We start from the raw sequence: 23,627 nt of genomic DNA, 5'->3' as shown, positions 1-23,627 counted from the left end.
TCACTGTCGTCGATACGACGATATACGAGTGGGAGGTTAAGCTTTACTTCGAAAATGACTTCAAACGCCGTTGAGCGACATCCCGGGCGTGTCGGGAGGCGTGGCGCCCCCGCCGTTGAGCGGGCGCTGCATCCACACCAGGTCGAGCCAGCGGCCGAACTTGTGGCCCATGTCCGGGAAAACGCCCTTCTTTTCAAAGCCCAGCGCCGCATGCAGGGCGATCGACGCCTGGTTTCCGCTGTCGCCGATGACTGCGCACATTTGTCGCAGGCCAAGGGCTTCGCAGGCTTCGATCAGCGTTTTGAGAAGGGCGCGTCCGACGCCGCTACCGACCGCGTCCGGCGAAACATAGATGCTGTCCTCGACTGTATAGCGATAGGCCGCCCGCAGCCTGAACGGGCCGGCATAGGCGTAGCCCACGACCTTTCCGTCCAACTCGGCGACCAGATAGGGCAGGCCGCGCGAGAGAAACCCCTCGCGCCGCCGCGCCATCTCCGCCTCGTCCGGCGGGACTTCCTCGAAGGTGCCGAAACCGTTCAGCACATTCCAGCCGTAGATCTCTGTGATCGCCGGAACGTCCGCGTCTACCGACGGACGGATAACGACAGTCGAACTCACGCCTTTTCCCACCCCTTTTCCGCCGCCCAGACGGCGAAGGCGTAGTCCAGGGCGATCTCCTTGAGGAAGTCAAAGCGTCCGGACGCGCCGCCGTGGCCCGCGTCCATGTTGATCTTCAGAAGGACAGGCCGGCCGCTGGTGGTGTGCTCGCGCAGCTTGGCTGTCCATTTTTCGGGCTCCCAGTAGGTGACCCGAGGATCGGACAGGCCGCCGGTGGCCAGAACCGCCGGATAGGGCTTCTTGCCGACGTTGTCATAGGGGCTGTAGCTGGCGATGTAGTCGTAGGCCTCTTTGTCCTCCAGCGGGTTGCCCCACTCGGGCCACTCCGGCGGGGTCAGCGGCAGGGAGGTGTCGCTCATCGTGTTGAGCACGTCGACGAACGGCACCGCCGCGATGATCCCGGCGAACAGGTCGGGGCGCATGTTGCTGATCGCGCCCATCAGCATGCCGCCGGCCGAGCCGCCGTAGGCCACCGTCTTCTCCGGCTTGCCGTAGCCGGCCGCGTGCAGGTGTTCGGCGCAGGCGATGAAGTCGGTGAAGGTGTTCTTCTTCTTGAACTTCTTGCCGTCCAGGAACCAGCCCCAGCCCTTTTCCGAGCCGCCGCGCGGGCAGGCCGTGGCCCAGATCCAGCCGCGATCGACCAGGCTGAAATTACGGATCGAGAAGCTGGGCTCCATGGCGATGCCGTAGCTGCCGTAGCCGTACAGGAGCAGCGGCGCCGAGCCGTCGAGCTTGGTCCCCTTCTTCATCAGCACGAAGATCGGCACCTCGACGCCGTCGGCGGCCTTGGCGTTCAGACGGCGGGTCTCGTACTGCGACGGATCATGGCCGGACGGAATCTCCTGCGTCTTGCGCAGGGTCCGCTGGCGGCTCTTCATGTCGTAGTCGAACCACTGCCGGGGCGTGGTCATCGAGTTGTAGACGAAGCGGACGTTGTCGGTGTCGTACTCGTACCCGCCCTCCAGGCTGAGGGCGTAGGCCGCCTCGTCGAAGCCGATGACGTGCTCGGCGCCATCCTCGGCCGTGACGGTGACGCGGTTGAGGGCGTCGACCTTCTCCAGGCGCACGAACCAGCGCTTGAAGGCCATGGTCCCGGAGATCAGGCGGCCCGGCTGGTGCGGGATCCAGTCCTTCCAGTTCGCCTTGCCGGTCGCGGCCTCGGGGGCGGTGACCAGCTTCCAGTCGACCGCGCCGTCAGCGTTGGTGCGGATCACCCAATGGTCGTTCCAGTGTTCGACCTCGTAGCGGACTCCGACCTCGCGCGGGTGGAAGATCACCGGCTTGGCGGTCGGATCGGCGGCCGGGATGATCAGCGCCTCGCTGGTCTCCTGGTTGCCGCACGAGATGACGACGTACTTGTCGGAGCTGGTCGCGCCGACGCCGATGAAGAAGCCCTCGTCGGGCTCGTCATAGATCAGCACGTCGTCCTTGGCCGTCCCGCGCGCCGGACGGCGATAGATCTTGGCCGGGCGGCCGTTGTCGTCGCGGAACGTCCAGAACAGCCACTGGCTGTCGGGTGAGAAGCAGAAGTCGCCCGTCGTGCTATCGACCGGGCTCTCCAGGACCTTGCCGGTCGCCAGGTCCTTGACCTGGATGCGGTAGACCTCCGAGCCCTGCTCGTCGACGGCGAAGGCGTAGAGCTTGTGGTCCGGCGAATGGGTGGCCGCGCCGACCTGGTAGAAGGCCTTGCCCTTGGACTCCTTCTCCTCGTCGAGCAGGATCTCCTCGGCGCCGCCGGCCACCGGCTTGCGGGCGTGAATCGGGTGCTGCGCGCCCTTGTCGTAGCGGGTGTAGTACTCGAAGGGGCCGTCCTTGGCCGGGACGCTGGCGTCGTCCTCCTTGATCCGCCCCTTCATCTCCTCGAACATTTTTTGTTGAAGAGCTTCGGTCGAGGCCAGCATGGCCTTGGTGTAGGCGTTCTCGGCGGTCAGGTGTTCCTTGACGTCGGCCTTGATCAGCGTCGGGTCGCGCAGGACCTTCTGCCAGTTGTCGTCCTTCATCCAGGCATAGTCGTCGGTCCGCTTGCGGCCCAGCTGCTCGATCGTCTTGGGAGTCTTCTTGGCGACCGGAGGGGCGGGGCGCGCGGGCGATGAGGGCATGGGAGATCCGAAAGCTATTCCAGGAAGGACTGTGGACGACGAGGTAAGCGCCGCTGCGGCGCTCGTCATCATCTGGCGACGATTCATGCGAGAAAATTCCCCGTAACCCTGCACAACGCGTGACTGCGGCAGAACGACAGCTTGCGGTGCGAAAAACCTGTGGTCAAACTCGCAAAGCGGTCGGGCGCAGTGGTTTTTGTAAGCGTAACGAAGGGGGCGACATGGCGTGGGATCTGTCCGTCGACCTGATCAAGGCGACGGTGCAACTGGAGCAGCCCCTGGGGGATGGCTCCCGCACGGTTGGCACGGGCTTCCTGGTGTCCGACCCGACGCCGGACGGCAAGCCGCGCATCATCCTGGTGACCGCCGCCCACGTGTTCGAGAAGATGCCGTCCATGTCGGCCCGGATCGGCTATCGCATCCAGGGCTCCGAGGGCGTCTGGCGCTACGATCCGGAGTCCCTGAAGATCCGCGACGGCGATCATCCCCTCTGGACCAAGCATCCGACCCGCGACGTCGCGGCCATGGTGGTCGAGGCTCCGCCCGAGTTCGCCAAGGCGGCGATCCCGCTGAACTACTTGGCGCAGGACGACACCTTCAATAAGTACAACCTGGGTCCGGGCGACGAGATGATGGCGCTGGGCTTCCCGCGCGGTCTGTCGGCCAATCCCGCCGGTTTCCCCATCCTGCGCTCGGGGCGCGTCGCCTCGTATCCGTTGGCGCCGGCCGCCAACTTCCCGACCTTCCTGATGGACTTCTCGGTGTTCCCCGGCAATTCGGGCGGGCCGGTGTTCATGGCCGAGGGCGCGCGTCGTCGGCCCGGCGCCAGCGAAAGCCAGGAGGTCCAGTTCGTCGCCGGCCTTCTGACCCAGCAGGTCGAGCTGTCGGGCGAGCGACTGGAGATCGGCATCGTCACCCACGCCAAGTTCATCCGCGAGACCCTGGCCTTGCTGGACAAGGTCCCTGGCGCGACGGTGACCCAGGCGCGGGCGCCCAAGCCCGAACCCGCCATGCCGGGCGCGACGCCGGCTGTCGCGGTGTCGGCTATGGCGATGGGCGCGTCCCACTAGTTCGGAACAGACCTGCGCGCCGGCCGTTTCTTCTGCAACCACAACACAATTGCAGGAGCGAGCCATGAGCACCAATCGTGTCGAAGGCGCCGTCGATAAGGGCGTGGGCGCCGTCAAGGAATCCGTAGGCAAGATGACCGACAACGAACGCCTCGAAGCCGAAGGCGCCGCCCAGAAGGTGAAGGGCGACATTCAGAACAAGGTCGGCAAGGCCCAGGACAAAATCGGCGACGCGATCAAGCGCGCTGACTGCCCGCTTACGACTGAACAAGCGGCCGCCGGAGCAATCCGGCGGCCGTTTTGTTGTCCGCTCAGACCTCCTCGTAGGTCGCCGCGTAGTCGACCGGGAAGTTCACCGACCGGGCGATGAAGCAGACCTTGCGGATCTCGTGATGGATGGCGTCGGCCTTGGCCAGGTCCGCGCCATGCTCGACGACGATGTGCGGGCGAAGCGTCGCGCGCAGGAAGCGGCCCGCGCCGTCCGGCGTGCTTTCGCCCACGCCAAGCGGCTGGTCGCGATAGCCGCGCACTACGATCCCCGCGTTCGAGGCCAGGTGCAGGTACCAGAGCATGTGGCAGGCGCTCAGCGAGGACAGCAGCAGGTCCTCGGGATTGTGCAGGGTCGGGTCGCCGCCCAGCAGCGGATCGTTGGAGCAGGCGATCGGCGGCTTGCCCGGCGTGCGCACCTGCCAGGTGCGGTCGTAGCCCTTGTAGCTCCGCGTGCCCTCGCCGCGATCCCCCGTCCATTCGATCAGGCTGGTGTAGTCGTGCTGCTTGGCCATGGTCAGCGCTCCTCTGGCGGGACGCTCGCAAGCCGCGCGGTCATGGCGGCGATCGCCTCGCGGTCCCAGCGGCTGTGTTTGCGCGTTCGGCCGGCCGGATGGAAGAGCAGGCCAAGCGAAATCTCTGGATGCCGATAGGCCTTTTCGGGCCTGATGGGTCGTGGCGACAGGCCGCCCCCGCAGGTCGGGCAGACGTTCTTCAGAACATCGTCGGCGCACGCGGCGCAGTAGGTGCACTCGTAGCTGCAGATGCGAGCGTCGATCGCGTTCGGCGGCAGGTCGCGATCGCAGAGCTCGCAGTTGGGACGGAGTTCCAGCATGCCAATCTCCCGGCGGTGGTCGCTCGCTAGCGCGAACGGTCGCCGGGAGAAATGACGGCGATCCCTCGATTTCGGACGAGCCTCAGGCCCCGTAGATGACCGAGATGGTCTCGGCGACGCAGGCCGGACGCTCCTCGCCCTCGATCTCGATCGTGCACTCGTTCTTCATCTGCAGGCCGCCCGCCTTGGGCTCGACGCTGACCAGCTTCTGGCGCATGCGCACCCGCTTGCCGACTCGCACCATGCCGGTGAAGCGGACCTTGTCGCAGCCGTAGTTGATGCCGCGCGTGACGCCGGTGACGCGCAGGATGCCCGCGCCCAGCATCGGGATCAGCGACAGGGTGAGAAAGCCGTGGGCGATCGGGCCGCCGATCTCTTTCGTGGCGCGTTCGACGTCGACGTGGATCCACTGGTGGTCGCCCGTGGCCTCGGCGAATAGGTTCACGCGCTCCTGGGTGACCTCCACCCAGTCGGACACCCCAAGCTCCTGGCCCACCAGGCCGGCGAGGTCGGCGTAGGCGACTTCCTTCATGGCGATTTCTCTCCCAAACATTTGTTTGGATAGAGACCAGCCTGCGCCGCCCAGGTCAACCGGAGAAGGTGCTCACGACCAGCCAGACATTGGCCGCCGAGATCACCACGAACAGGAACCAGGCCACCGCCTTGGTGACCCAGCCATTCGCGAACGCGCCCATCAAAGCCTTGTCGTCAGTAAAGCGCAGCAGCGGCCAGATGGCGAAGGGCAGCTGGGCCGACAGCACCACCTGGGTCAAAACCAGCAGCTTGCCGACCGAGTGCTCGCCCAAGGTCAGGACGCCGATCAGGGCCGGGACGATGGCCAGCCCCCGGGTGATCAGCCGCCGCTGCCAGCAGGGGATCTTCAGGTTCAGGAAGCCCTCCAGGATCACCTGGCCGGCGATGGTGCCGGTGAAGGTCGAGCTCTGACCCGAGGCGAACAGGGCGATGGCGAACAGCACGCCGGCCAACGCGCCGCCGGTGACCGGCGCCAGCAGCTGGTGGGCCTCCTCGATGCCGGCGACCTGCGTCAGGCCCGAGCCGTGGAAGGCCGAGGCGGCCAGGATCAGGATGGCGGCGTTGATGAACAGCGCCAGCAGCAGGGAGACGACGGTGTCTATGGTCGAGAGCCGGATGGCCGCCCGCTTGCCCGGCTCGTCGGCGGGCGTCAGCCGCGTCTGCACGATCGAGGAATGCAGGTAGAGGTTATGCGGCATGATCGTCGCGCCCAGGATGCCGATCGCTAGGTAGAGGGCGTTGCCCTGCTGCAGCGCGTCGAGCGACGGGACCAGGCCGCGGGCGACCTCGCCGGCGTCCGGCGGCGCCAGGATCAGCTGGACCAGGAAGCAGATCCCGACCGTCGAGATCAGTCCCAGGATGATGGCCTCCAGCTGCCGGAATCCCTTGCCCTTCAGGCCGAGGATGATGATCGTATCCAGCGCCGTCAGCAGCACCCCGCCCCACAGCGGCACGCCCAGCAAGAGCTTGAAGGCCAGGGCGGTGCCCAGCACCTCGGCGATGTCGCAGGCGATGATGGCCAGCTCCGCCAGCAGCCACTGAACCTTGACCGCGCGCGGCCCGAACTGGTCGCGCGACATGCGGGCCAGGTCCTTGCCGGTGACCAGGCCCAGACGCATCGACAGGGTCTGCAGCACGATGGCGGCCAGGCTCGACAGCACCACGACGAATAGCAGGGACGTCCCGTAGCGGGCGCCGGCCTCGATGTCGGTGGCCCAGTTTCCGGGGTCCATGTAGCCGACGCTGACCAGCAAGCCGGGGCCCGCCACCCGCAGCATCCGCTTCCAGGTCGGGAGGCCATTGGGCACGGCGACGGCCCCGCGCACCTCCGAGGGGCAGAACGGGGCGGTGGCGGTCTTGGGGAGGCGGTCGAGCAGGGCGGCGAACATGCGGCCTAGTTAGGGGCGCGTCGCCGGGCTTGTCAGCCCGTCGCCCGGAACTTAGGCGAAGCTGCTCGCCTAGGAGGCGAATTTAGCGCGCCCGCCGATTTGCAGCGCCGACCAGGGAACCGGCCGGAACGGCGGCGGCGCTGGAACCTTCCATTCAAGCTCGCCCCGCGTCTCCCCGGTCCCCGGCGAGTCCGCGCGTATCCCAGCGGCGGCCCCGGCGGACGAATGCGCCGGGGCTAGCGCGCCCGACCCTTCAGGCGCCATCCACGAGCCGTCACACGATCCGGCTCTCGCCCTTGCCCCAATAGGCGTCGCGGATCAGCCGCTTGTAGAGCTTGCCGGTCGGGTGCCGGGGCAGTTCGGCCATGAAGTCGATGCGGCGCGGGGACTTCACGTGGCTGAGGTTGGCGCGGGCGAAGGTCATCAGCTCCTCGGCCAGGGCGACCTGGTCGTCGCCGAAGTTCATCGGCTGGATGACCGCCACGACCTTCTCGCCCATCTCCTCGCACGGCGCGCCGACCACGGCGGCGTCAGCGACCTTGGGATGGGTGATCAGCAAGTTTTCGATTTCTTGCGGATAGATGTTCACCCCGCCCGAGATGATCATGAAGCTCTTGCGGTCGGTCAGGTAGAGGTAGCCCTCCTCGTCGACCCAGCCCACGTCGCCCAGCGTGGTCCAGCCGTGCTTGTTGTAGCTCTCGGCCGTCTTCTCCGGGGCGTTGTGATAGTTCACGGCGGGGCCGTTGGCGAAGTAGACCGTACCTTCCGTGCGAGGCGGCAGCGGGTCGCCGTTTTCGTCGCAGATGCGCAGCTCGCCCAGCACCGCCTGGCCGACGCTGCCCTTGTGGGTCAGCCAGTTCTCGGCGTTGATCCAGCAAAAGCCGTTGCCCTCGGTGCCCGCGTAGTACTCGTAGATCACCGGGCCCCACCAGGCGATCATCTGCTCCTTGACCGGCACGGGGCAGGGGGCGGCGGCGTGGATCGCCGACCTCATCGACGAGACGTCGTACTTGGTCCGGACATCCTCGGGCAGCTTCAGCATACGCACGAAGTGGGTGGGCACGAACTGGCCGCAGGTGACCTTGTATTTCTCGATTAGAGCCAGCGCCGCCTCCGGCTCGTACTTCTCCATGACGATCACCGTGCCGCCCAGCTTGTGGACGACCATGCACCAGCGCAGCGGCGCGGCGTGGTACAGCGGCGCGGGCGAGAGATAAACGCTGTCGCCGGTGAAGCCGAACAGGCCCTGGGCCATCATCTGCAGCGCGTGCGGCGCGTCGATCGGCAGGTCGCTGAGCGCCGGCTTCACGCCCTTGGGGCGGCCCGTGGTGCCCGACGAGTAGAGCATGTCCGAGCCCGCGCTCTCGTCGGCGATCGGCGTCGTCGGCATCGGCGCGCGGGCGGCCTCGAAGTCGGCGCAGGGACTGTGCGCCCCGCCGACGGCGTAAAGCGTCAATCCCGGCAGGGCCTTGGCGATCTCGTCGATGACCGGGCCCATGGCCGGCGAGGTGATGAACACCTTCGCGCCGCAGTCCTCGAGAATGTACTCCGCCTCGGCCGCCGTCAGCTTGGTCGAGACGCAGACGAAGTAGAGCCCCGCCCGCTGCGCCGCCCAGGCGATCTCGAAGTAGCGGGCGTTGTTCTCCATCATCAGGGCGATGACATCGCCCCGCTGCAAACCGAGCGACCGGAAGAGGTGCGCGCCCTGGTTCGAGCTGGCGTCCAGCTGGCCGTAGGTCACCGTTTCGCCGGAGCCGGCCATGATGTAGGCGGCCTTGTCGGCCTGGTTCTGGGCGTGGTGGAAGGGGTGCATCGTCGTCTCCCGATCAGGCGGCGGCGGAAAGGGCGGCGCGACCCAGGATCATGTCCGAGGCCTTCTCCGCGATCATGATGGTGGGGGCGTTGGTGTTGCCGGAAACCAGGCGCGGCATGACCGAGGCGTCGACCACGCGCAGGCCTTCCAGGCCTCGCACGCGCAGCTGATCGTCGACGACCGCCATCGGTCCGTGGCCCATCTGGCAGGTGCCGACCGGGTGGTAGATGGTCGAGCCCGCCAGCCGCGCGTACTCCAGCAACTGGACGTCGCTGGCGACGGCCGCGCCGGGGTCCATCTCGTGGTCGACAAAAGGCGAAAGCGCCGGCGCCTCGCCGATCTTGCGCGCCCACTTCAGGCCCGCGACCGCGACCTCCTGGTCCAGCGGATCGGCCAGGTAGTTGGCGAAGATGGCGGGATAGACGCTGGGGTCGGGCGACTTGATGCGGATGTGGCCGCGGCTTTCCGGACGCAGCTGACAGGGCGCGATGGTCAGGCCCGGCGCGGCCTCCAGCTCCATCTTCTGCTCGTTGACCAGCTTATCGAGGTCCATGGTCGCCGGCAGGATGTGGAACTGGATGTCCGGTCCCGAGAGGTCGGGACGCGACTTGCAGAAGGCGGCGATGTGGGCGGCCGACAGGGTCAGCAGGCCCTTGCGCTGGAAGAGATACTTCAGCGCCTCGCCCGCCAGGCGGCCGCCCTTGCTCTGCTCGTTGACCGAGACCACGCCCGCCTTGAGACGGTAGCGCACGCTCATCACGTAGTGGTCCTGCAGGTTCTCCCCGACGCCGGGCAGGTCGGCGACGACCTCGATCCCGTGACGGTTCAGCAGCTCGCCGGGCCCGACGCCCGACAGCTGCAGCAGCTGGGGCGAGTTGATCGCGCCGCCGGCCAGGATCACTTCGGCCTTGGCCATGGCGACGCGCTTCTGACCGTTCTGGCGGAACTCGACGCCGACCGCCCGCTTGCCCTCGAACAGGATGCGGCCGGCCAGGGCGTTGGTCTCGACCTGGAGGTTTGGCCGGTTCATCGCCGGGTGCAGATAGGCCACCGCCGCCGAGCAGCGCTGGCCGTTCTTGACCGTCAGCTGGTAGTAGGTCGCGCCTTCCTGGCTGCCGGCGTTGACGTCGTCGTTGCGCGGGATGCCGGCCTGTTCGCAGGCCTTGATGACGGCGTCCGACACCGGATGCTTGGTCGTCACGTCCGAGACGTTCAGCGGCCCGCCGGTGGCGTGCCAGTCGCAGGCCCCGCGCTCCTGGTGCTCGGCCCGGCGGAAGTACGGCGCGACATCGTCCCAACCCCAGCCCGCGCAGCCCAACTGCCGCCAGCCGTCGTAGTCGGCGTGCTGGCCGCGGATGTAGAGCAGGCCGTTGATCGAGGACGAGCCGCCCAGCACCTTGCCGCGCGGCCAGACGTGGCTGCGGCCGCCAGTGCCGGGGTCGGGTTCGGTGGTGTAAAGCCAGTTGACCTTGGGATCCTTCAGCGTCGACGAGTAGCCGACCGGGATGTGGATCATCAGGTTCGAGGCGAACTGCGAGAGGTTCTTGGTCGGGCGGTCGTCGCCGCCGGCCTCCAGCAGCACGACCTTGAACTTGCCGCCCTCGGACAGACGGGCGGCCAGCACGCAGCCCGCCGATCCCGCGCCCACGATCACGTAGTCGGCCTCGATGATCCCGGTCATCGTCTCTCTCCCTTCACTCCCCCGCGTGTGACCCGCGTGATCAGTGTTCAGTTGGGAGGATGCGCCCAGGTTCGCTGATCGCGCAAGTTGCCGTCGCGGCGCCGTTCCCGTGTCGCCTTTCCGCGCTATCGTCGGCGCATAACAATGTTCCAGGGAGACGCGTGATGGACCTGATCAGCCAGACGGTGGTGGATGGCGTGGCCGGACCCGGGACGCCCCCGACCTACCCGACGCTAGAGGGCGTCGACCTAGCCGACATCTTCCGCTTCACCAAGGGCCAGCCCTGGGCCGACTTCGCCCGGATGAGGCGTGAGGCCCCGGTCATGTGGCACCGGGAGCCGTTCGACGGGCCGGGCTTCTGGGCCCTCACGCGCTACGAGGACGTGCACCGGGTCAACGGCGATCCCGAGGCCTTCTCGTCCCAGCGCGGTGGTATCCTGATGTCGATGGGCGCGCCGGAAAAACGCCACGCGCTGCTGTTCCGCGCTTCGATGGACACCATGATCAACATGGACGCGCCGCATCACCTGCAGCTGCGCCGCGAGCACATGCCCTACTTCACGCCGGCCTATCTGCGGGGCCTGACCGAGCGGGTGAAGGGCGAGGTCACGCGGCTGCTGGACGAGATGGAGCCCAAGCTGGCGGGCGGCGCGGCGATCGACATGGTCGAGCACTTCTCGTCGGTGCTGCCGCTGTTCACGCTGTGCGAGATCCTGGGCGTGCCGCCCGAGGACCGCCCCAAGTTCCTGACCTGGATGCACTACCTGGAGCGCGCCCAGGACCTGGCGGTCCAGCAGGCCAACGCGCCGCTGCAGCCGACGCTGGAGCTCATGCAGTTCGTCATGGACTTCAACAACAACGTCGAGGAGATGTTCGAGTACGGCCGGACCATGCTGCACAAGCGGCGGCAGGATCCGAAGGAAGACCTGATGACCGCCATCGCGCGGGCCCAGGTCGATGGCGAGGTTCTGTCGGACGAATATCTGGACGGCTCGTGGCTGCTGATCGTCTTCGCCGGCAACGACACCACGCGCAACACCCTGTCCGGCGCGATGAAGCTGCTGACCGAGTTCCCCGAGCAGAAGCAGCAGCTGATCGCCGATCCCTCGCTGCTGCCCGGCGCGGTCGACGAGTTCATCCGCATGGTCAGCCCCGTGATCTACATGCGCCGCACCGCGACCCGCGATGTCGAGGTCAACGGTCAACGGATCCGCGAGGGCGAGAAGGTCATCATGTACTACGGCGCGGCCAACCGCGATCCGGCGATGTTCGAGAACCCCGACCAGTTGGACGTCACCCGCGCCAACGCCGGCAAGCACATCGCCTTCGGCTACGGCCCGCACACCTGCGTCGGCAAGCGCGTGGCGCAGATCCAGCTGGAGGAGGCCTACCGCCAGATCCTGGCGCGGTTCCCAGATTTGAACTGGACCGGGGACATCGAGATCGCCCCGAACAACTTCGTGCACGCGATCAGCAAGCTGGGCGTGAAGCGGGGCTGACAGAGGAGAAGGGGCGTCGGCGACGAAGGGGGGCTTCGCCGCCGACGCTTGGAGACCGCCTGATTGGGGGGAACCAGACCAGGCGAGCATGGCTAAGCTTGGGCCGATTGGCGTTGCGACCAGCCGCCGCACTCGACCCATATCGCGTAGGGACGCGTTCGGACGAAAACCTTGTGCTCGCCCGTAGCTGGGTCATACGATCGTTTGAAAAAGAAACCGCCGGGAGGCCAGCGCCATGTCGAAGCCGACTTTCGAGACCCTGCTGTACGACGTCGAGGATGGGATCGCGACGATCACCCTGAACCGTCCTGACCGGATGAACGCCTTCACCGCGCGGATGATGAAGGACCTGATCGAGGTGTTCGACGTCACCGACGCCGACGACGCGGTCAAGGCCGTGATCGTGACCGGCGCGGGCCGGGCCTTCTGCGCGGGCGCGGACCTCGGCGGCGGCGGCGCCACCTTCGACCGCAGCTCGCCTCAGGCGGTGGAGCGTGAAGAGGGCAAGGTCGGCGACGTCTACCGCGACGGCGGCGGACGGGTGACCCTGCGCATGTACGACAGTCTCAAGCCCATCATCGGCGCGATCAACGGCGCGGCGGTGGGGGTGGGCGTCACCATGCAGCTGCCGATGGATATCCGCATGGCCTCGACCGAAGCCAAGTTCGGCTTCGTCTTCGCGCGCCGGGGGATCAATCCGGAAGCGGCTTCCTCGTGGTTCCTGCCACGCCTGGTCGGCCTGCAGACAGCGCTGGAGTGGTGCTACACCGGCCGCGTCTTCCTGGCCCAGGAGGCCCTTGAGCGGGGCCTCGTCCGTTCGCTGCACGCGCCCGACGAGTTGCTGCCCGCCGCTCGCGCTCTGGCCCGCGAGATCGTCGACAACACCGCCCCGGTCTCGGTGGCCATCACCCGTCAGTTGCTCTGGCGGATGGCCGGGGCCTCGCACCCCATGGAAGCGCACAAGGCCGACAGCCGGGCGATCCAGTCGCGCGGGGCCTCGGGCGACGCCAAGGAGGGCGTGACCTCGTTCCTCGAGAAGCGCGCGCCGGTCTATCCGAACAAGGTCTCGGCGGACCTGCCCGACATCTGGCCCGAGTGGGTCGACCCGGAGTTCCGCTAGGCCCCAGGGCGCGCGGCCGCTCATCGCGCGTTAAGCCTGAAATGGTCTGCTTGGGCCGATGAGCGAACGGGCGCCGATTCCGCTGCCGGAAGAGTCGCGGACAGAGGCGTCCGCGTTGCGCGCCCGCGCGACTTTGCTCAAGCGCCTCGCCGACGTGGTCTGCCTGCCCGCCAGCCGGATCAACGCCTTCGAGCGGGCCATGACCAGCGACCTTTTGGTGGAGCTGCTGCGCGACGCCAGCCTGGTCGAGCGTGAGCGCGTGGCCCAGCGCCTGGCGCTGATGGGCGATCCGCCCGGGCCTTTGGCGCGCGTGCTGCTGCGGGACACGCTGTCGGTGGCGCGACCGCTGCTTGAGGAGGCCGCGCAACTCAGCGACGCCGACCTGATCGCCTGTCTCTACCAGGCCGGTCCGGAGCATCGCCGCCTGATCGCCCTGCGACGCGGCGTCAGTGAGATCGTCACGGACGCCCTGATCGACATGGACGAGGAGCCCGTGGCCGAAGCGTTGCTGCGCAACGACCTGGCGCGGCTCAGCCACCATGGCGTCGAGCACCTGGTCGCGACCAGCCGCGACGCGCCGCATCTGGCCCCGCTATTGCTGCGGCGGGCGGAGCTGCGGCCCAGCCACGCCTATGTCCTCTTCTGGTGGGCCGACGCCGAGACGCGCCTCAGCATCCTGCAGCGTTTCGCCATCGCCCGGGACATTCTGGAGGAAGCGGTCGAAGACCTGCTCGACGCCGCGGCGCCCGGGCCGGACGACGCCCTGTCGGGCAAGGCGCTCGACTTCATCGGCCGCCGCCAGCGCAACCCTGAGGCCGCGCGCAAGAGCCCGTTCGGTAGCCTGGAGGCCGCGGTCGCCGCGGCCGAGGCGGAGCTGACGCCGGAGATCGGCGAGGAGATCTCCTACCTGGCGGGGCTGAAACCCGTCACGGGGGCCAAGATCTTCACCGACCCGGGCGGGGAGCCGCTCGCCATGCTGTGCAAGGCCGCCGGTCTGCCGAGGACGGCGTTGCGCGCCCTGTGGCGGGGCCTGCGGCGGCAAGACGTTGATCGCAGCGGCGCGACCGATCACGCCTTGGAGCGAGCGCTGATCGTATACGACGCGCTGTCGGTGGATCGCGCCCAGACGGTGCTGCGCTACTGGAACTGGTCGATGACCTCTGGTCTCTCGCCAGCGTTGTTAAAAGCCCTCCGACAAGACGATGAAAGCGCGATAGACGAATACTCGAAGCCTCATCGGCCCGCGTTGTTAGCGCTGTCTCGCGATTTCGGGCGTTAACGGCCGGATATCATTGGTTTCCGATGCCGCCGGTTTATAGCGTTTAGGAACTCAGCCACCCTTGCACATCCTTTTATGGGTCAAGCTGCGATTTTGAACACTGGCTTTTTACAACTGTTATCTTGAGTTGCCCGTATTGCCCGGAGCAGCCAATCTTTGTATGCACGCCTCGACTGGTGTGTGAATCAGTCCGTATCAGCAAAAAGATTGTCGACGGGCGAGGCCATATGGAAGATCAATCCGATCTGATTGAGATGACGGCGGGTATTGTCTCCGCCTATGTCGGCAACAACGTGGTCGCGACCGCTGACTTGCCTGCTCTGATCAAGCAAGTGCACCAAGCTCTGGCCACCGTGGGCTCGCCGGCCGCCGAACCGCCCGCGCCCCCCAAGGAGCCCGCGGTTCCGATCAAGCGCTCGATCACGCCGGACTATCTGATCTGTCTGGAAGACGGTCGCAAGTTCAAGTCGCTGAAGCGCCACCTGCGCACCAAGTACGACATGACCCCCGAAGACTATCGGGCCAAGTGGGGTCTGCCCAAGGATTACCCGATGGTCGCCCCGAACTACGCCGAGGCGCGTTCGAACCTGGCCAAGCAGATGGGCCTGGGCCAAGGCGGCCGCAAGCCGGCGCGCAAGGGCAAATAGTCGAGTCCGAACAAAAGCTTGGCCGTGAGCCGGGTTTGCAGCATCGAAACGCCCGTCGTCCGGACCCGGAAGGCGGGCGTTTCTGTTTGTTGACTCTTTGAGGAAATCTTGTCGCGGAGCCCGTTTTTCGCTTGCCCGCGATTCGTTCCTTAAGCGATAGTGAATCGAAGTGATTCCAAAGGCTTGTAGGGGACTCTGAAGATGTCCGCGCAATTGAGCGCATCCGCTACCGCGGCGCGCGCTCACCAGGAGATGTTCGCCTATTGGGCGTCCCTCCGCCGGGGGGCTGGTCTCCCGGGACGCGTGGACCTGCACCCGTCCAGCATGAAGCGCCTGCTGCCGACCGTCAGCCTGATCGATGTCGTGCGCGAGCCGCGCGACTACCGCCTGCGGCTGGCCGGCACCGGTCTTTACGGCGTCTATGGTCGGGAGATCACGGGCAAGAGCCTGTCGGAGGTCTACAACACCGCCGCGGCCGACTACTGGCGCAAGGAACTGGACAAGGTGGTCGACGACCGCCGTCCGGGCGTCGGTGTCCACAGCCTGGCCTGGCGCGGCGCGCCGCACATGTCGATCCTGTGGCTGCGCCTGCCGCTGGCCAGCAACGGCAAGGACGTCGACATGATCCTCGGCTACGACGCGATCGTCGGCGCCCAGGCCGAGAGCAGCTCCGGCATCCGCGCCGCTTAGCCGCCGCACTTGATCATCGCCGCGGCGGGGCGACGCGCTAGCCTCAGGCTAGCGCTCCAGAAAAGCCTCGACCTCGCGCCGGTTCGGCATGGACGGCGCCGCGCCCGACTTCTGCACCGACAAGGCCGCCGCCGCGTTCGCCATCTCGACCGCGTCGCGCAGGTCCATGTTGGCGGCCAGGGCCGCGGCCAGCGCGCCGCAGAAGCAGTCGCCCGCGCCCACCGTGTCGATCGCCTTGACCTTTCGGCCCTCGACCAGGAAGGCCTCGTCGCGTCGGACGCCCGCGACGCCCGTCGCGCCGAGGGTGACGATGATGGTCTGGTCCGGGCGGCTCATCAGCTTGCGCGCGGCGAGGGAGACTTCCTCCAGGCGCACCGGCTCGTGGTCCAGCTTGGCGTAAGTCGCCAGTTCGGTCTGGTTCAGGATCAGGATGTCGGTCAGCGGGAACAGCGCCGCGCCCTGCGGCAAGGCCGGAGCGGCGTTCAGAATGCGCAACGCGCCCTTGGCCGCGCCCGCGCGGAAGAGCGCCTCGATCGCGGTCGGCGGGGTCTCCAGTTGGCAGAGCAGGATCCGTTGCCCCTCCAGCGTCGCGCCCGCCACCTGCTGGGGCGTCACCAGGGCGTTGGCGCCGGCGGTGACGACGATCATGTTCTCGCCGCTGGCGCTGACCCAGACGTGAGCCTGGCCCGTGGGCGCGTCGGCCAGCTCGAGCACGTCGCTGACCTGGACGCCGTAGCCCATGAGCTTGGTCTTCAGGCTGGCGCCGCTGTCGTCCTGGCCGACCGCGCCCATCAGGCGGGTGGGTGCGCCCATCCGGGCCGCGGCCACCGCCTGGTTGGCGCCCTTGCCGCCCAGGAACAGCTCCAGCGAGCGACCGGCCACGGTCTCGCCTGGGCGCGGCAGGTCATCGACCCGCGCGACCGCGTCTAGATTGATGGAGCCGAGAACAAATACCGTCATGGTCGTCTTCTGGGTCGTCTTGTGGATCTATTGGGGTGACGCTAACCCGCCCCGCCGCGCTGGAAGCTCTCGACGAGGCTGCCGGCGACGAGTCGCCAGCCGTCCACTAGCACGAAGAATATCAGCTTGAACGGAAGACTGATCGTCGCTGGGGGCAGCATCATCATGCCCATGCTCATCAGCACGCTGGCGACGACCAGGTCGATGACCAGGAAGGGGATGAAAAGCAGGAAGCCGATCTCGAAGGCGCGCTTCAGCTCCGAGATCATGAAGGCGGGCGTGACGACCTTGATCGGCGTGTCCTCGGCGGTCTTCGGCTGCGGGATCTTGGACAGGCGGACGAACAGGGCGAGATCGTCGCGATCGACCTGGCTCAGCATGAACTGCTTCACCGGACCGCTGGCGGCGTCGAAGGCCTCCGGCAGCTCGATCTGCTTGTCCAGCAGCGGCTTGATGCCGGCGTCGTATGAGCGCTCGAAGGTCGGGCCCATGACGATGGCGGTCAGGAACAGCGCCAGGCTGATGATCACCGGGTTAGGCGGGCTCGACTGCACGCCGATGGCGGTGCGCAGCAGGCCCAGCACCACCACGATCCGGACGAACGAGGTGGTCATGATCACGATCGACGGCGCCAGGGACAGCACTGTCATCAGGGCGACCAGCTGCACGACCCGGTCGGTGAGACCGGCGCCGGTGCCCAGATTGATGTTCACCGCCGACTGGGCCATGGCCGCGGCCGGCATGACCGCGCACGCGATGGCGGCCAGCACCGAGATGATCGCGGCGCGCCGCAGGTCTTCCGGCTTGGCGCCCGTCAGGGATTTGATCAGGTCGCGCATCAGGCCACGGGCTCCGGAGCGGAAACGGACATGGAATCGGTCGGGCAGGCGGCGGGCGTCCAGTCCAGCAGCTTGCCGTCGCCCAACAGGACGAGGCGCTCCTCGCCGTCCAGGCTGACCACCAGCAGGCGGCGGGTAGGATCCAGCGCCAGGCTCTCGACGATCTTCAGGCGGCGATCCTGACGCGCGGCGATCATCCGGCCGACGGCGTCGGGACCGAACTTGCGCAGGGCCCAGGCGGCTAGGCCGATCAGCCCCAGGGTGATCGCCAGCGCGGCCAGGGCGCGGATGAATTCGATGACGGGCATGACGGCCAAGCGAGACAAGATGGCGCAGGGAAAGGCCCCCGACACCCCTGGTGTGCCCTACGGTTCTTAATGTCGAATTAACCCTGTTTCTTCACCATGTTCGTCATGGGTCCGGATGACATCCCTCTCTTCGGCATGCTCAAGAGCCGCCTCGGTTATCTGACCGAGCGCCAGAGGCTTGTCGCCCAGAACGTGGCCAACGCCGACACCGCCGGCTATCGCCCGCAGGACCTCAAGCAGTTCAGTTTCCAGGCTTCGCTGATGAACCAGACGTCGGGCGCGGTCTATCGCGGCGGCGTCGCCGCGCCGACCAACGGGGTGCGGATGATCGCAACCTCGGCCTCGCACCTGGCGCCGTCAAACGCGCCGAGCGCCTGGCGGGCGACGGCCGGCGCCGATTCGGAAACCACGCTCGACGGCAACGCCGTGTCGCTCGAGGACCAGATGATCAAGATGACCAACGCGCGCATGAACTACGACGCGGCGATCAGCTTCTACCAGAAGTCCATGACCATGCTGCGCATGGCGGCGCGCAAGCCGAACGGCTGAGGAGCTAGGCGATGCCGGAGATCAAATCGCAATCGATGGCGGCCATGGCCGTGGCGGCGTCCGCGCTTCGCGCCCAGCAGGGCCGCATGCGGGTCATCGCCGAGAACATCGCCAACGCCAACTCGACGGCGACGACGGCCGGCGGCGACCCTTATCGCCGGCAACTGCCGATCTTCCGGCCGACCAAGGTCCAGGGCGCCGAGGGCGTCCAGATGGTCCGCGTCGATCCCGACCAGAGTGACTTCAAGACCGAGTACGACCCCGGCAATCCGGCCGCCGACGCCAATGGCTACGTCAAGCTGCCCAACGTCAACTCGCTGGTCGAGGCGCTGGACATGAAGGAGGCGCAGCGCGCCTACGAAGCCAACCTCAATGTCATCGAGACGGCGCGCGTCATGGAATCGCGCACCCTCGACATCCTCAAGAAGTAGGGGCTAGGCCATGATCACCGCGCTCGCCGCCGCCAAGGCCTACGCCACCTCCGGCGCCATGGGCGTCGGCTCCGTCGGTTCGATCGGCGGGGGCCAGAAGAATGGTCTCGACTTCGGCGACATCCTGAAGTCCGCCATGACCGACGCCGCCAAGGCCTCGAAGGTCGCCGAACACAAGATCGCCGACCAGGTGGCCGGCAAGGCCGAACTGGTCGACGTGGTCACGGCCATCAGCTCGGCCGAGGCCAGCCTGGAGACGGTGATGTCCGTCCGCGACCAGGTGATCTCGGCCTACCAGGAAATCATGCGGATGCCGATCTAGTCGGCATCTCGCCCTAGCGACTGAGCGCTAGAGCCAGCTGGGCGTAGAGCGGAACGCCCAGCAGGATGTTGAACGGGAAGGTCACGCCCATCGACAGCGTCAGGCAAAGGCCCGCGTCCGCCTTGGGCAGGGTCAGCCGGATGGCCGCCGGCGCGGCGATGTAGGACGCCGATCCCGCCAGGGCCGTCAGCACCGCCAGCTCGCCGTTCCTCAGGCCCACCAGCCAACCCAGGCCCAGCGCCAGGACCGCGCCGCCCAGAGGCAGCGCCACGCCCATCGCCACCACAGCCGGCCGTACTTCGCGCCAGGCCCGCAGCCGCTCGGCCGCCGTCACGCCCAGCTCCAGCAGGAACAGGCACAGCACCCCCTGGAACATCGGGCCGACGAAGACATTCAGCTTCGCCGCGCTCGGAGCCGGCGCGATCAGGCCGACCGCGAAGCTGCCCAGCAACACGACGGCGGCGGGGTTCAGCAGCGCCTCGTGCAGCAGCTTGCCCGTCGAGGCCGAGCGCGCCTCGTCCGGGGACATCAGCTTGGCCAAGGTCACCGCGACCAGGACGCCGGGCGTTTCCATCAGCGCCAGGACGGCGGACATGTAGCCGGCGGGGGCGTGGCCGATCGAGGCGAGATAGCTCTGCGCCGCTGCGAAGGTGACCACCGAGACCGAGCCGTAGTGCGCCGCCACCGCCGCGCTGTTGACCGTCGTCAGGCCGACGCGGCGGAGGGCCGCGAACGCCAGGACCGGCAGCAGCAGGGCCAGGCCCAGCCCCGCCAGACCGGCGCTGACGAAGGTCGGATCCAGGCCGTGGGCTCGGGCTTCGGCGCCGCCTTTGAACCCGATGCACAGCATCAGATAGATAGACAGAAGGCTCATGGCCCCCTTGGGCAGCCGAAGCGGCGAGCCGGCCAGGGCCGCGCCCGCCCCCAGCACGAAGAACAGCACCGCCGGCTGGGTGAGGTTGCCGCCGGCCTGCGCCAGACCCTGGGCCAGATCCATTTGAATGAGCTCCTTGTCCCGCCTCCAATCGAGGCGCGGCGGTGCTCTAGCCACGCTTGATCAATTCGATAAGATCATTGATTGCATCGTTATCATGAGAAAATGAAATAGCTCGGCCATGCCCAACGCGACGAATCTCGACCTCGATCTGATCCGCGCCTTCGTCATGGTCAGCGAAAGCCGCAGCTTCACCCGCGCGGGCGAGCGCCTGGGTCGGTCTCAGTCGGCGGTCAGCCTGCAGGTGCGGCGTTTGGAGGACCTGATCGGCGAGCCGCTGTTCCAGCGCGACGCGCGCCGGGTCAGCCTGACCGACAAGGGCGAGGTGTTCCTGGCCCAGGCGCGGCGGCTGCTGCGGGTCAATGACGACATCATCGCGGCGCTGGCGGCCGACGAGGTCGAGGGCGAGGTGCGGCTGGGCGCGCCGGAAGACTTCGCCACCGCTCACCTGCCGGCGGTGCTGGGCGCCTTCGCTCGCAGCCACCCACGCATCGCCTTGTCGGTCACCTGCGACCTGACCCTTCGGCTGCTCGACCGGATGAGCGCCGGCGAGTTGGACCTGGCCCTGGTCAAGCGCGAGCCCCTGGGCGGGGAGCTGGGCGTGCGGGTCTGGCGCGAGCCGCTGGTCTGGGTCGGGCGCGACGGCGAGGACCTGGCCTCGACCAAGGTCGTGTCGCTGATCGCCGCGCCGTCGCCCTGCGTCTATCGTCGCCGGGCGACCACGGCTCTGGACGAAGCCGGACGAGCTTGGCGCATCGCCTATACGAGCCCCTCGGTGGCGGGACAGCTGGCGGCGTTGAGGGCGGGGCTTGGCGTTTCGGTGCTGCCGCGCGCCATGGTGCCCGACGACCTCGCGATCATCGGCGAGGACGCGCCGCCCCTGGCCGACGGCGAGATCGCGCTGATCCGCAACCGCGAGGCCGGGCCCGCCGCCGATCGATTGGCCGAGCACGTGCTGGCGGCGCTGGACCGCGCGGTCGCGCAAAGGGGTTGAGAGAAGAAAAAAGGGCCGCGCCCAGGTCGGACGCGGCCTTCAAGTCGCTCGGGGGAGAAAATGCAAAACCGCTAAGCTCACAGACCCAGGAACGCGCGGGCGACCGACAAGAGGCCGCCCCAGACGATCGCGTTCAACACGGCCGCGACGAACACCGCGACGCCCAACGGCCACTGACGGGGCCGGCGGGCGCGGGGATCGAACGGGCGGGTCTGCGACGCGAAGGGCATCAGGCGCTCCTTAACCATGCGCCCATGGTCGAGATTGACTCGGCCTTCGCGAACCGGACGACCTGTCGCGCGCCGCCTTGTCGCACCCTGGCTTTGATTTCCGGCTCGGAACCGGCGAAGGTCGATTATCGCGCCGCCGGGAGCTTGCATGACCGACGCCATCGTCCTTGACCGGGTGAGCAAGGCCTACGACGGCCAAGCTGTCCTGCGCGAGACCGACCTGCGCATCGCCAAGGGCCGCTTCGTGGCCCTGGTCGGCGGATCGGGCGCGGGCAAGACGACGCTGCTGAAGCTAATCAACGGGCTGATCGCGCCGACCTCCGGCCGCGTGCTGATCGACGGCGCGGACATCGCCGGACGGCCGGGGCACGCGCTGCGCCGGGGGATCGGCTACGCCTTCCAGGAGACGGGCCTCTTTCCGCACATGAGCATCGCCCAGAACATTGGGATCACGCCCACTCTGCTGGGCTGGCCTGGCGAGGTGATCGCCGCGCGGACCGACGAGCTTCTGGACCTCGTGGCCCTGCCGCGCGACATCGCCGACCGCGCGCCGGCGCAATTGTCAGGCGGTCAGCGGCAGCGCGTCGGCGTGGCTCGAGCGCTGGCCGCGCGGCCCTCGATCCTGCTGATGGACGAGCCCTTTGGCGCCTTGGACCCCGTGGTTCGCGTCGCCCTGGCCGATGACGTCCGGCGTCTGCACGAGGCGCTGGGCCTGACCACGGTGATGGTCACCCACGATGTCGGCGAGGCGCTGCTGCTGGCCGACGAGGTGGTTGTGATGGCCGATGGCAAGGTGCTGGCCCAGGCGTCGCCGAGATCGCTCCTCGCCGGGCATCCGGATCCTGTCGTCGCCGACCTGATCGCCGCGCCGAAACGCCAGGCGCAACGCCTCGCGGAGCTGGCGCGTGGCTGACCGTTTCGACGCGGCCCTCGCCGTGCTGCCCGAGCGCCTGGGCTGGCATGTGGCCCTCTCGGCCAGCGCGCTTGTCCTGGGCCTCGCCATTGCCCTGCCGCTCGGGATCGCCGCCGCGCGCAGCCCGCGCCTAAAGTGGGTCGCCCTGGGCGGCGCCGGCCTCGTGCAGACCATCCCCAGCCTGGCCCTGCTGGCGCTGTTCTATCCGGTGCTGCTGCTGCTCTCGGGCCTGGCTGAGCGGGTGTTCGGCCAGGGCTTCTCGGCCTTGGGCTTCCTGCCGTCGCTGCTGGCCCTGACGCTGTATTCGATGCTGCCGATCCTGCGGAACGCGGCGGCGGGCGTCTCGGGTATCGATCCGGCGGTGGTCGAGGCGGCGCGGGGCGTCGGCATGACCGACCGTCAGCGCCTATGGCGGGTCGAGCTGCCCCTGGCCGCGCCCGTGATCATGGCCGGCGTGCGCACGGCGGCGGTCTGGACCATCGGCGCGGCGACCCTCTCGACGCCCGTTGGCCAGACCTCGCTGGGCGACTACATCTTCTCGGGGCTCCAGACCGAGGACTGGGTGGCGGTGCTGGTTGGTTGCGCGGCCTCGGCGGGCCTGGCGATCGTCGTCGATGCGCTGCTGGGCCTGATCGAGGCCGGCGTGGCGCGGCGGGACGGCAAGCGCTTCCTGGCGGGCGGCGCGGGCCTGGCGATCGGCCTGCTGGCCGCGCTGGCCCCCCTGGCCGTTGGCGCGCTCGCCCAAGGCCGTCCGGCCTATGTGATCGGCGCCAAGAACTTCTCCGAGCAGTACATCCTGGCCGAGCTGATGGCGGGGCGGCTCGAGCGCGAAGGCGCGAGCGTCCAGCGGCGTGTGAACCTCGGCTCAGCGGTGGCCTACCGCGCGCTCGCGGCCGGGGAGATCGACGCCTATGTCGATTACTCCGGCACGCTCTGGGCGAACGTCCTGAACCGGAAGGACAACCCCGGCCGCCAGGCGGTGCTGGAGGGCCTGCGGACTGAACTGGAGGCCCGCGACGGGGTGGTGCTGCTGGCGCCGCTGGGCTTCGAGAACGCCTACGCCCTGGCCATGCGCCGCGATCGCGCGGAGGCCCTGGGGATCAAGTCCTTGGCCGACCTGGCCGCCCGTGCGCCGGACCTGACGATGGGCGGCGATCTTGAGTTCTTCTCGCGGCCGGAATGGGCGGCGGTGGTGACGGCGTACGGCCTGCGCTTCAAGGCTGAGCGGCAGTTCCAGCCGACCTTCATGTACCGGGCCCTGGAGAGCCGCGAGGCGGACGTGATCTCGGCCTTCTCGTCCGACGGGCGGATCGCGGCAGACGACCTCGTCCTGCTGACCGACCCCAGAGGCGCGCTGCCGCCCTACGACGCGGTGATCCTGGTCTCGCCGAAGCGGGCGGGAGATCGGCGCCTGATCGAGGCCCTGAAGCCGCTCGGCGGATCCATCGACGTCAGGGCGATGCAGGCGGCCAACTACGCCGTCGACCGCGACGCCGGCAAGAAGAGTCCGGCCGAGGCGGCGGCGATGCTGGCGCGCTGAAGCGCCC

Annotated in this window: 25 protein-coding genes and 1 pseudogene; 13 read left to right on the top strand and 13 right to left on the bottom strand. The window is 67.9% G+C overall.

What is annotated here, in order from left to right; translation table 11 throughout:
* Window positions 1-60: 60 nt before the first annotated feature.
* Window positions 61-618, bottom strand: coding sequence for a GNAT family N-acetyltransferase (locus CSEG_RS16860; protein ID WP_013080439.1), 558 nt, complete (start codon window positions 616-618; stop codon window positions 61-63).
* The gene (locus CSEG_RS16855; RefSeq protein ID WP_041538351.1) at window positions 615-2,804 is read right to left on the bottom strand and encodes a S9 family peptidase; all 2,190 of its coding nucleotides are present in this window, start codon (window positions 2,802-2,804) and stop codon (window positions 615-617) included. The genes CSEG_RS16860 and CSEG_RS16855 overlap by 4 nt, the downstream gene beginning before the upstream one ends.
* Window positions 2,805-2,938: 134 nt before the next feature.
* Between CSEG_RS16855 and CSEG_RS16850 the strand changes: the two genes are divergently transcribed.
* Window positions 2,939-3,787, top strand: a complete 849-nt coding sequence (locus CSEG_RS16850; protein WP_013080437.1) for a trypsin-like serine peptidase — start codon at window positions 2,939-2,941, stop codon at window positions 3,785-3,787.
* A gap of 64 nt (window positions 3,788-3,851) precedes the next feature.
* Window positions 3,852-4,036, top strand: a pseudogene (locus tag CSEG_RS23400) (CsbD family protein).
* Window positions 4,037-4,098: 62 nt separating this feature from the next.
* Here the strand turns inward: CSEG_RS23400 and CSEG_RS16840 are convergent.
* The 6 genes from CSEG_RS16840 to CSEG_RS16815 all read right to left on the bottom strand — a co-directional run bounded on the left by CSEG_RS16840 (window position 4,099) and on the right by CSEG_RS16815 (window position 10,305).
* On the bottom strand, window positions 4,099-4,569 hold the full coding sequence (locus CSEG_RS16840; RefSeq protein ID WP_013080435.1) for an OsmC family protein: 471 nt from the start codon (window positions 4,567-4,569) through the stop codon (window positions 4,099-4,101).
* Between the two features lie 2 nt (window positions 4,570-4,571).
* Complete coding sequence (locus tag CSEG_RS16835) at window positions 4,572-4,889, bottom strand: DUF1272 domain-containing protein (protein ID WP_013080434.1); 318 nt, start codon at window positions 4,887-4,889, stop codon at window positions 4,572-4,574.
* An 82-nt stretch (window positions 4,890-4,971) separates the two neighbouring features.
* Complete coding sequence (locus CSEG_RS16830) at window positions 4,972-5,421, bottom strand: MaoC family dehydratase (protein WP_013080433.1); 450 nt, start codon at window positions 5,419-5,421, stop codon at window positions 4,972-4,974.
* A gap of 55 nt (window positions 5,422-5,476) precedes the next feature.
* Window positions 5,477-6,811 (bottom strand): Nramp family divalent metal transporter, encoded by a 1,335-nt coding sequence (locus tag CSEG_RS16825; protein ID WP_013080432.1) that lies wholly within the window; start codon window positions 6,809-6,811, stop codon window positions 5,477-5,479.
* Between the two features lie 274 nt (window positions 6,812-7,085).
* On the bottom strand, window positions 7,086-8,624 hold the full coding sequence (locus CSEG_RS16820; RefSeq protein WP_013080431.1) for an acyl-CoA synthetase: 1,539 nt from the start codon (window positions 8,622-8,624) through the stop codon (window positions 7,086-7,088).
* A 13-nt stretch (window positions 8,625-8,637) separates the two neighbouring features.
* Window positions 8,638-10,305 (bottom strand): GMC family oxidoreductase, encoded by a 1,668-nt coding sequence (locus CSEG_RS16815; protein ID WP_013080430.1) that lies wholly within the window; start codon window positions 10,303-10,305, stop codon window positions 8,638-8,640.
* 164 nt (window positions 10,306-10,469) lie between these two features.
* On the opposite strand from CSEG_RS16815, the gene CSEG_RS16810 reads away from it, so the two are divergent.
* The 5 genes from CSEG_RS16810 (at window position 10,470) to mopJ (ending at window position 15,540) form a co-directional block, all read left to right on the top strand.
* Window positions 10,470-11,804 (top strand): cytochrome P450, encoded by a 1,335-nt coding sequence (locus CSEG_RS16810; protein ID WP_013080429.1) that lies wholly within the window; start codon window positions 10,470-10,472, stop codon window positions 11,802-11,804.
* A 235-nt stretch (window positions 11,805-12,039) separates the two neighbouring features.
* Entirely contained in the window at window positions 12,040-12,924 is an 885-nt protein-coding gene (locus CSEG_RS16805) for a crotonase/enoyl-CoA hydratase family protein (RefSeq protein ID WP_013080428.1), read from the top strand.
* Between the two features lie 58 nt (window positions 12,925-12,982).
* Window positions 12,983-14,203, top strand: a complete 1,221-nt coding sequence (locus CSEG_RS16800; RefSeq protein ID WP_013080427.1) for a DUF2336 domain-containing protein — start codon at window positions 12,983-12,985, stop codon at window positions 14,201-14,203.
* A gap of 227 nt (window positions 14,204-14,430) precedes the next feature.
* Complete coding sequence (locus tag CSEG_RS16795) at window positions 14,431-14,850, top strand: Ros/MucR family transcriptional regulator (protein ID WP_013080426.1); 420 nt, start codon at window positions 14,431-14,433, stop codon at window positions 14,848-14,850.
* A 195-nt stretch (window positions 14,851-15,045) separates the two neighbouring features.
* Window positions 15,046-15,540 (top strand): motility/cell cycle regulatory protein MopJ, encoded by a 495-nt coding sequence (gene mopJ / locus CSEG_RS16790; protein WP_083778416.1) that lies wholly within the window; start codon window positions 15,046-15,048, stop codon window positions 15,538-15,540.
* 48 nt (window positions 15,541-15,588) lie between these two features.
* On the opposite strand, the gene CSEG_RS16785 is transcribed toward mopJ, so the two are convergent.
* From CSEG_RS16785 to CSEG_RS16775, 3 genes are read right to left on the bottom strand one after another with little or no spacing between them, the layout of a single operon-like run.
* Entirely contained in the window at window positions 15,589-16,500 is a 912-nt protein-coding gene (locus tag CSEG_RS16785) for a ribokinase (RefSeq protein WP_013080424.1), read from the bottom strand.
* Between the two features lie 41 nt (window positions 16,501-16,541).
* On the bottom strand, window positions 16,542-17,342 hold the full coding sequence (gene fliP, locus CSEG_RS16780; protein WP_041538350.1) for a flagellar type III secretion system pore protein FliP: 801 nt from the start codon (window positions 17,340-17,342) through the stop codon (window positions 16,542-16,544).
* Window positions 17,339-17,647, bottom strand: coding sequence for a flagellar biosynthetic protein FliO (locus CSEG_RS16775; protein ID WP_013080422.1), 309 nt, complete (start codon window positions 17,645-17,647; stop codon window positions 17,339-17,341). Before CSEG_RS16775 ends, fliP begins: the two co-directional genes overlap by 4 nt.
* Window positions 17,648-17,752: 105 nt before the next feature.
* Between CSEG_RS16775 and flgB the strand changes: the two genes are divergently transcribed.
* Genes flgB through fliE form a run of 3 tightly spaced genes read left to right on the top strand, consistent with a single transcriptional unit; the run spans window position 17,753 to window position 18,949 of the window.
* Window positions 17,753-18,196, top strand: coding sequence for a flagellar basal body rod protein FlgB (gene flgB / locus CSEG_RS16770; RefSeq protein ID WP_041538715.1), 444 nt, complete (start codon window positions 17,753-17,755; stop codon window positions 18,194-18,196).
* Window positions 18,197-18,207: 11 nt separating this feature from the next.
* Window positions 18,208-18,627, top strand: coding sequence for a flagellar basal body rod protein FlgC (gene flgC, locus CSEG_RS16765; RefSeq protein WP_013080420.1), 420 nt, complete (start codon window positions 18,208-18,210; stop codon window positions 18,625-18,627).
* 10 nt (window positions 18,628-18,637) lie between these two features.
* Window positions 18,638-18,949 (top strand): flagellar hook-basal body complex protein FliE, encoded by a 312-nt coding sequence (fliE, locus tag CSEG_RS16760; protein ID WP_013080419.1) that lies wholly within the window; start codon window positions 18,638-18,640, stop codon window positions 18,947-18,949.
* A gap of 13 nt (window positions 18,950-18,962) precedes the next feature.
* Here fliE and CSEG_RS16755 read toward each other — a convergent pair whose 3' ends face one another.
* Complete coding sequence (locus CSEG_RS16755; RefSeq protein WP_013080418.1) at window positions 18,963-19,946, bottom strand: sodium-dependent bicarbonate transport family permease; 984 nt, start codon at window positions 19,944-19,946, stop codon at window positions 18,963-18,965.
* A 118-nt stretch (window positions 19,947-20,064) separates the two neighbouring features.
* On the opposite strand from CSEG_RS16755, the gene CSEG_RS16750 reads away from it, so the two are divergent.
* On the top strand, window positions 20,065-20,937 hold the full coding sequence (locus CSEG_RS16750; protein ID WP_013080417.1) for a LysR substrate-binding domain-containing protein: 873 nt from the start codon (window positions 20,065-20,067) through the stop codon (window positions 20,935-20,937).
* Between the two features lie 77 nt (window positions 20,938-21,014).
* Here the strand turns inward: CSEG_RS16750 and CSEG_RS23000 are convergent, their stop codons facing one another.
* Window positions 21,015-21,167, bottom strand: a complete 153-nt coding sequence (locus CSEG_RS23000; RefSeq protein WP_193852707.1) for a hypothetical protein — start codon at window positions 21,165-21,167, stop codon at window positions 21,015-21,017.
* A gap of 148 nt (window positions 21,168-21,315) precedes the next feature.
* On the opposite strand from CSEG_RS23000, the gene CSEG_RS16745 reads away from it, so the two are divergent.
* Entirely contained in the window at window positions 21,316-22,080 is a 765-nt protein-coding gene (locus CSEG_RS16745) for an ATP-binding cassette domain-containing protein (RefSeq protein ID WP_013080415.1), read from the top strand.
* Window positions 22,073-23,620 carry a glycine betaine ABC transporter substrate-binding protein gene (locus tag CSEG_RS16740; RefSeq protein WP_013080414.1) on the top strand — a complete coding sequence of 516 codons (1,548 nt, stop codon included), beginning with the start codon at window positions 22,073-22,075 and terminating at the stop codon, window positions 23,618-23,620. The genes CSEG_RS16745 and CSEG_RS16740 overlap by 8 nt, the downstream gene beginning before the upstream one ends.
* Window positions 23,621-23,627 lie beyond the last annotated feature (7 nt).

This window comes from Caulobacter segnis ATCC 21756 (genome assembly GCF_000092285.1).
Lineage (GTDB): Bacteria > Pseudomonadota > Alphaproteobacteria > Caulobacterales > Caulobacteraceae > Caulobacter > Caulobacter segnis.
This window is presented reverse-complemented; position numbering and strand designations above follow the sequence as displayed.

Bases quoted from the DNA above. Each gene is read 5' to 3' on its own strand.
- CSEG_RS16855 (WP_041538351.1), bottom strand. From the start codon at position 2,804: ATGAATCGTCGCCAGATGATGACGAGCGCCGCAGCGGCGCTTACCTCG.
- CSEG_RS16850 (WP_013080437.1), top strand. From the start codon at position 2,939: ATGGCGTGGGATCTGTCCGTCGACCTGATCAAGGCGACGGTGCAACTG.
- CSEG_RS16840 (WP_013080435.1), bottom strand. From the start codon at position 4,569: ATGGCCAAGCAGCACGACTACACCAGCCTGATCGAATGGACGGGGGAT.
- CSEG_RS16835 (WP_013080434.1), bottom strand. From the start codon at position 4,889: ATGCTGGAACTCCGTCCCAACTGCGAGCTCTGCGATCGCGACCTGCCG.
- CSEG_RS16830 (WP_013080433.1), bottom strand. From the start codon at position 5,421: ATGAAGGAAGTCGCCTACGCCGACCTCGCCGGCCTGGTGGGCCAGGAG.
- CSEG_RS16825 (WP_013080432.1), bottom strand. From the start codon at position 6,811: ATGTTCGCCGCCCTGCTCGACCGCCTCCCCAAGACCGCCACCGCCCCG.
- CSEG_RS16820 (WP_013080431.1), bottom strand. From the start codon at position 8,624: ATGCACCCCTTCCACCACGCCCAGAACCAGGCCGACAAGGCCGCCTAC.
- CSEG_RS16815 (WP_013080430.1), bottom strand. From the start codon at position 10,305: ATGACCGGGATCATCGAGGCCGACTACGTGATCGTGGGCGCGGGATCG.
- CSEG_RS16810 (WP_013080429.1), top strand. From the start codon at position 10,470: ATGGACCTGATCAGCCAGACGGTGGTGGATGGCGTGGCCGGACCCGGG.
- CSEG_RS16805 (WP_013080428.1), top strand. From the start codon at position 12,040: ATGTCGAAGCCGACTTTCGAGACCCTGCTGTACGACGTCGAGGATGGG.
- CSEG_RS16800 (WP_013080427.1), top strand. From the start codon at position 12,983: ATGAGCGAACGGGCGCCGATTCCGCTGCCGGAAGAGTCGCGGACAGAG.
- CSEG_RS16795 (WP_013080426.1), top strand. From the start codon at position 14,431: ATGGAAGATCAATCCGATCTGATTGAGATGACGGCGGGTATTGTCTCC.
- CSEG_RS16785 (WP_013080424.1), bottom strand. From the start codon at position 16,500: ATGACGGTATTTGTTCTCGGCTCCATCAATCTAGACGCGGTCGCGCGG.
- CSEG_RS16775 (WP_013080422.1), bottom strand. From the start codon at position 17,647: ATGCCCGTCATCGAATTCATCCGCGCCCTGGCCGCGCTGGCGATCACC.
- flgB (WP_041538715.1), top strand. From the start codon at position 17,753: ATGGGTCCGGATGACATCCCTCTCTTCGGCATGCTCAAGAGCCGCCTC.
- flgC (WP_013080420.1), top strand. From the start codon at position 18,208: ATGCCGGAGATCAAATCGCAATCGATGGCGGCCATGGCCGTGGCGGCG.
- fliE (WP_013080419.1), top strand. From the start codon at position 18,638: ATGATCACCGCGCTCGCCGCCGCCAAGGCCTACGCCACCTCCGGCGCC.
- CSEG_RS16755 (WP_013080418.1), bottom strand. From the start codon at position 19,946: ATGGATCTGGCCCAGGGTCTGGCGCAGGCCGGCGGCAACCTCACCCAG.
- CSEG_RS16750 (WP_013080417.1), top strand. From the start codon at position 20,065: ATGCCCAACGCGACGAATCTCGACCTCGATCTGATCCGCGCCTTCGTC.
- CSEG_RS23000 (WP_193852707.1), bottom strand. From the start codon at position 21,167: ATGCCCTTCGCGTCGCAGACCCGCCCGTTCGATCCCCGCGCCCGCCGG.
- CSEG_RS16745 (WP_013080415.1), top strand. From the start codon at position 21,316: ATGACCGACGCCATCGTCCTTGACCGGGTGAGCAAGGCCTACGACGGC.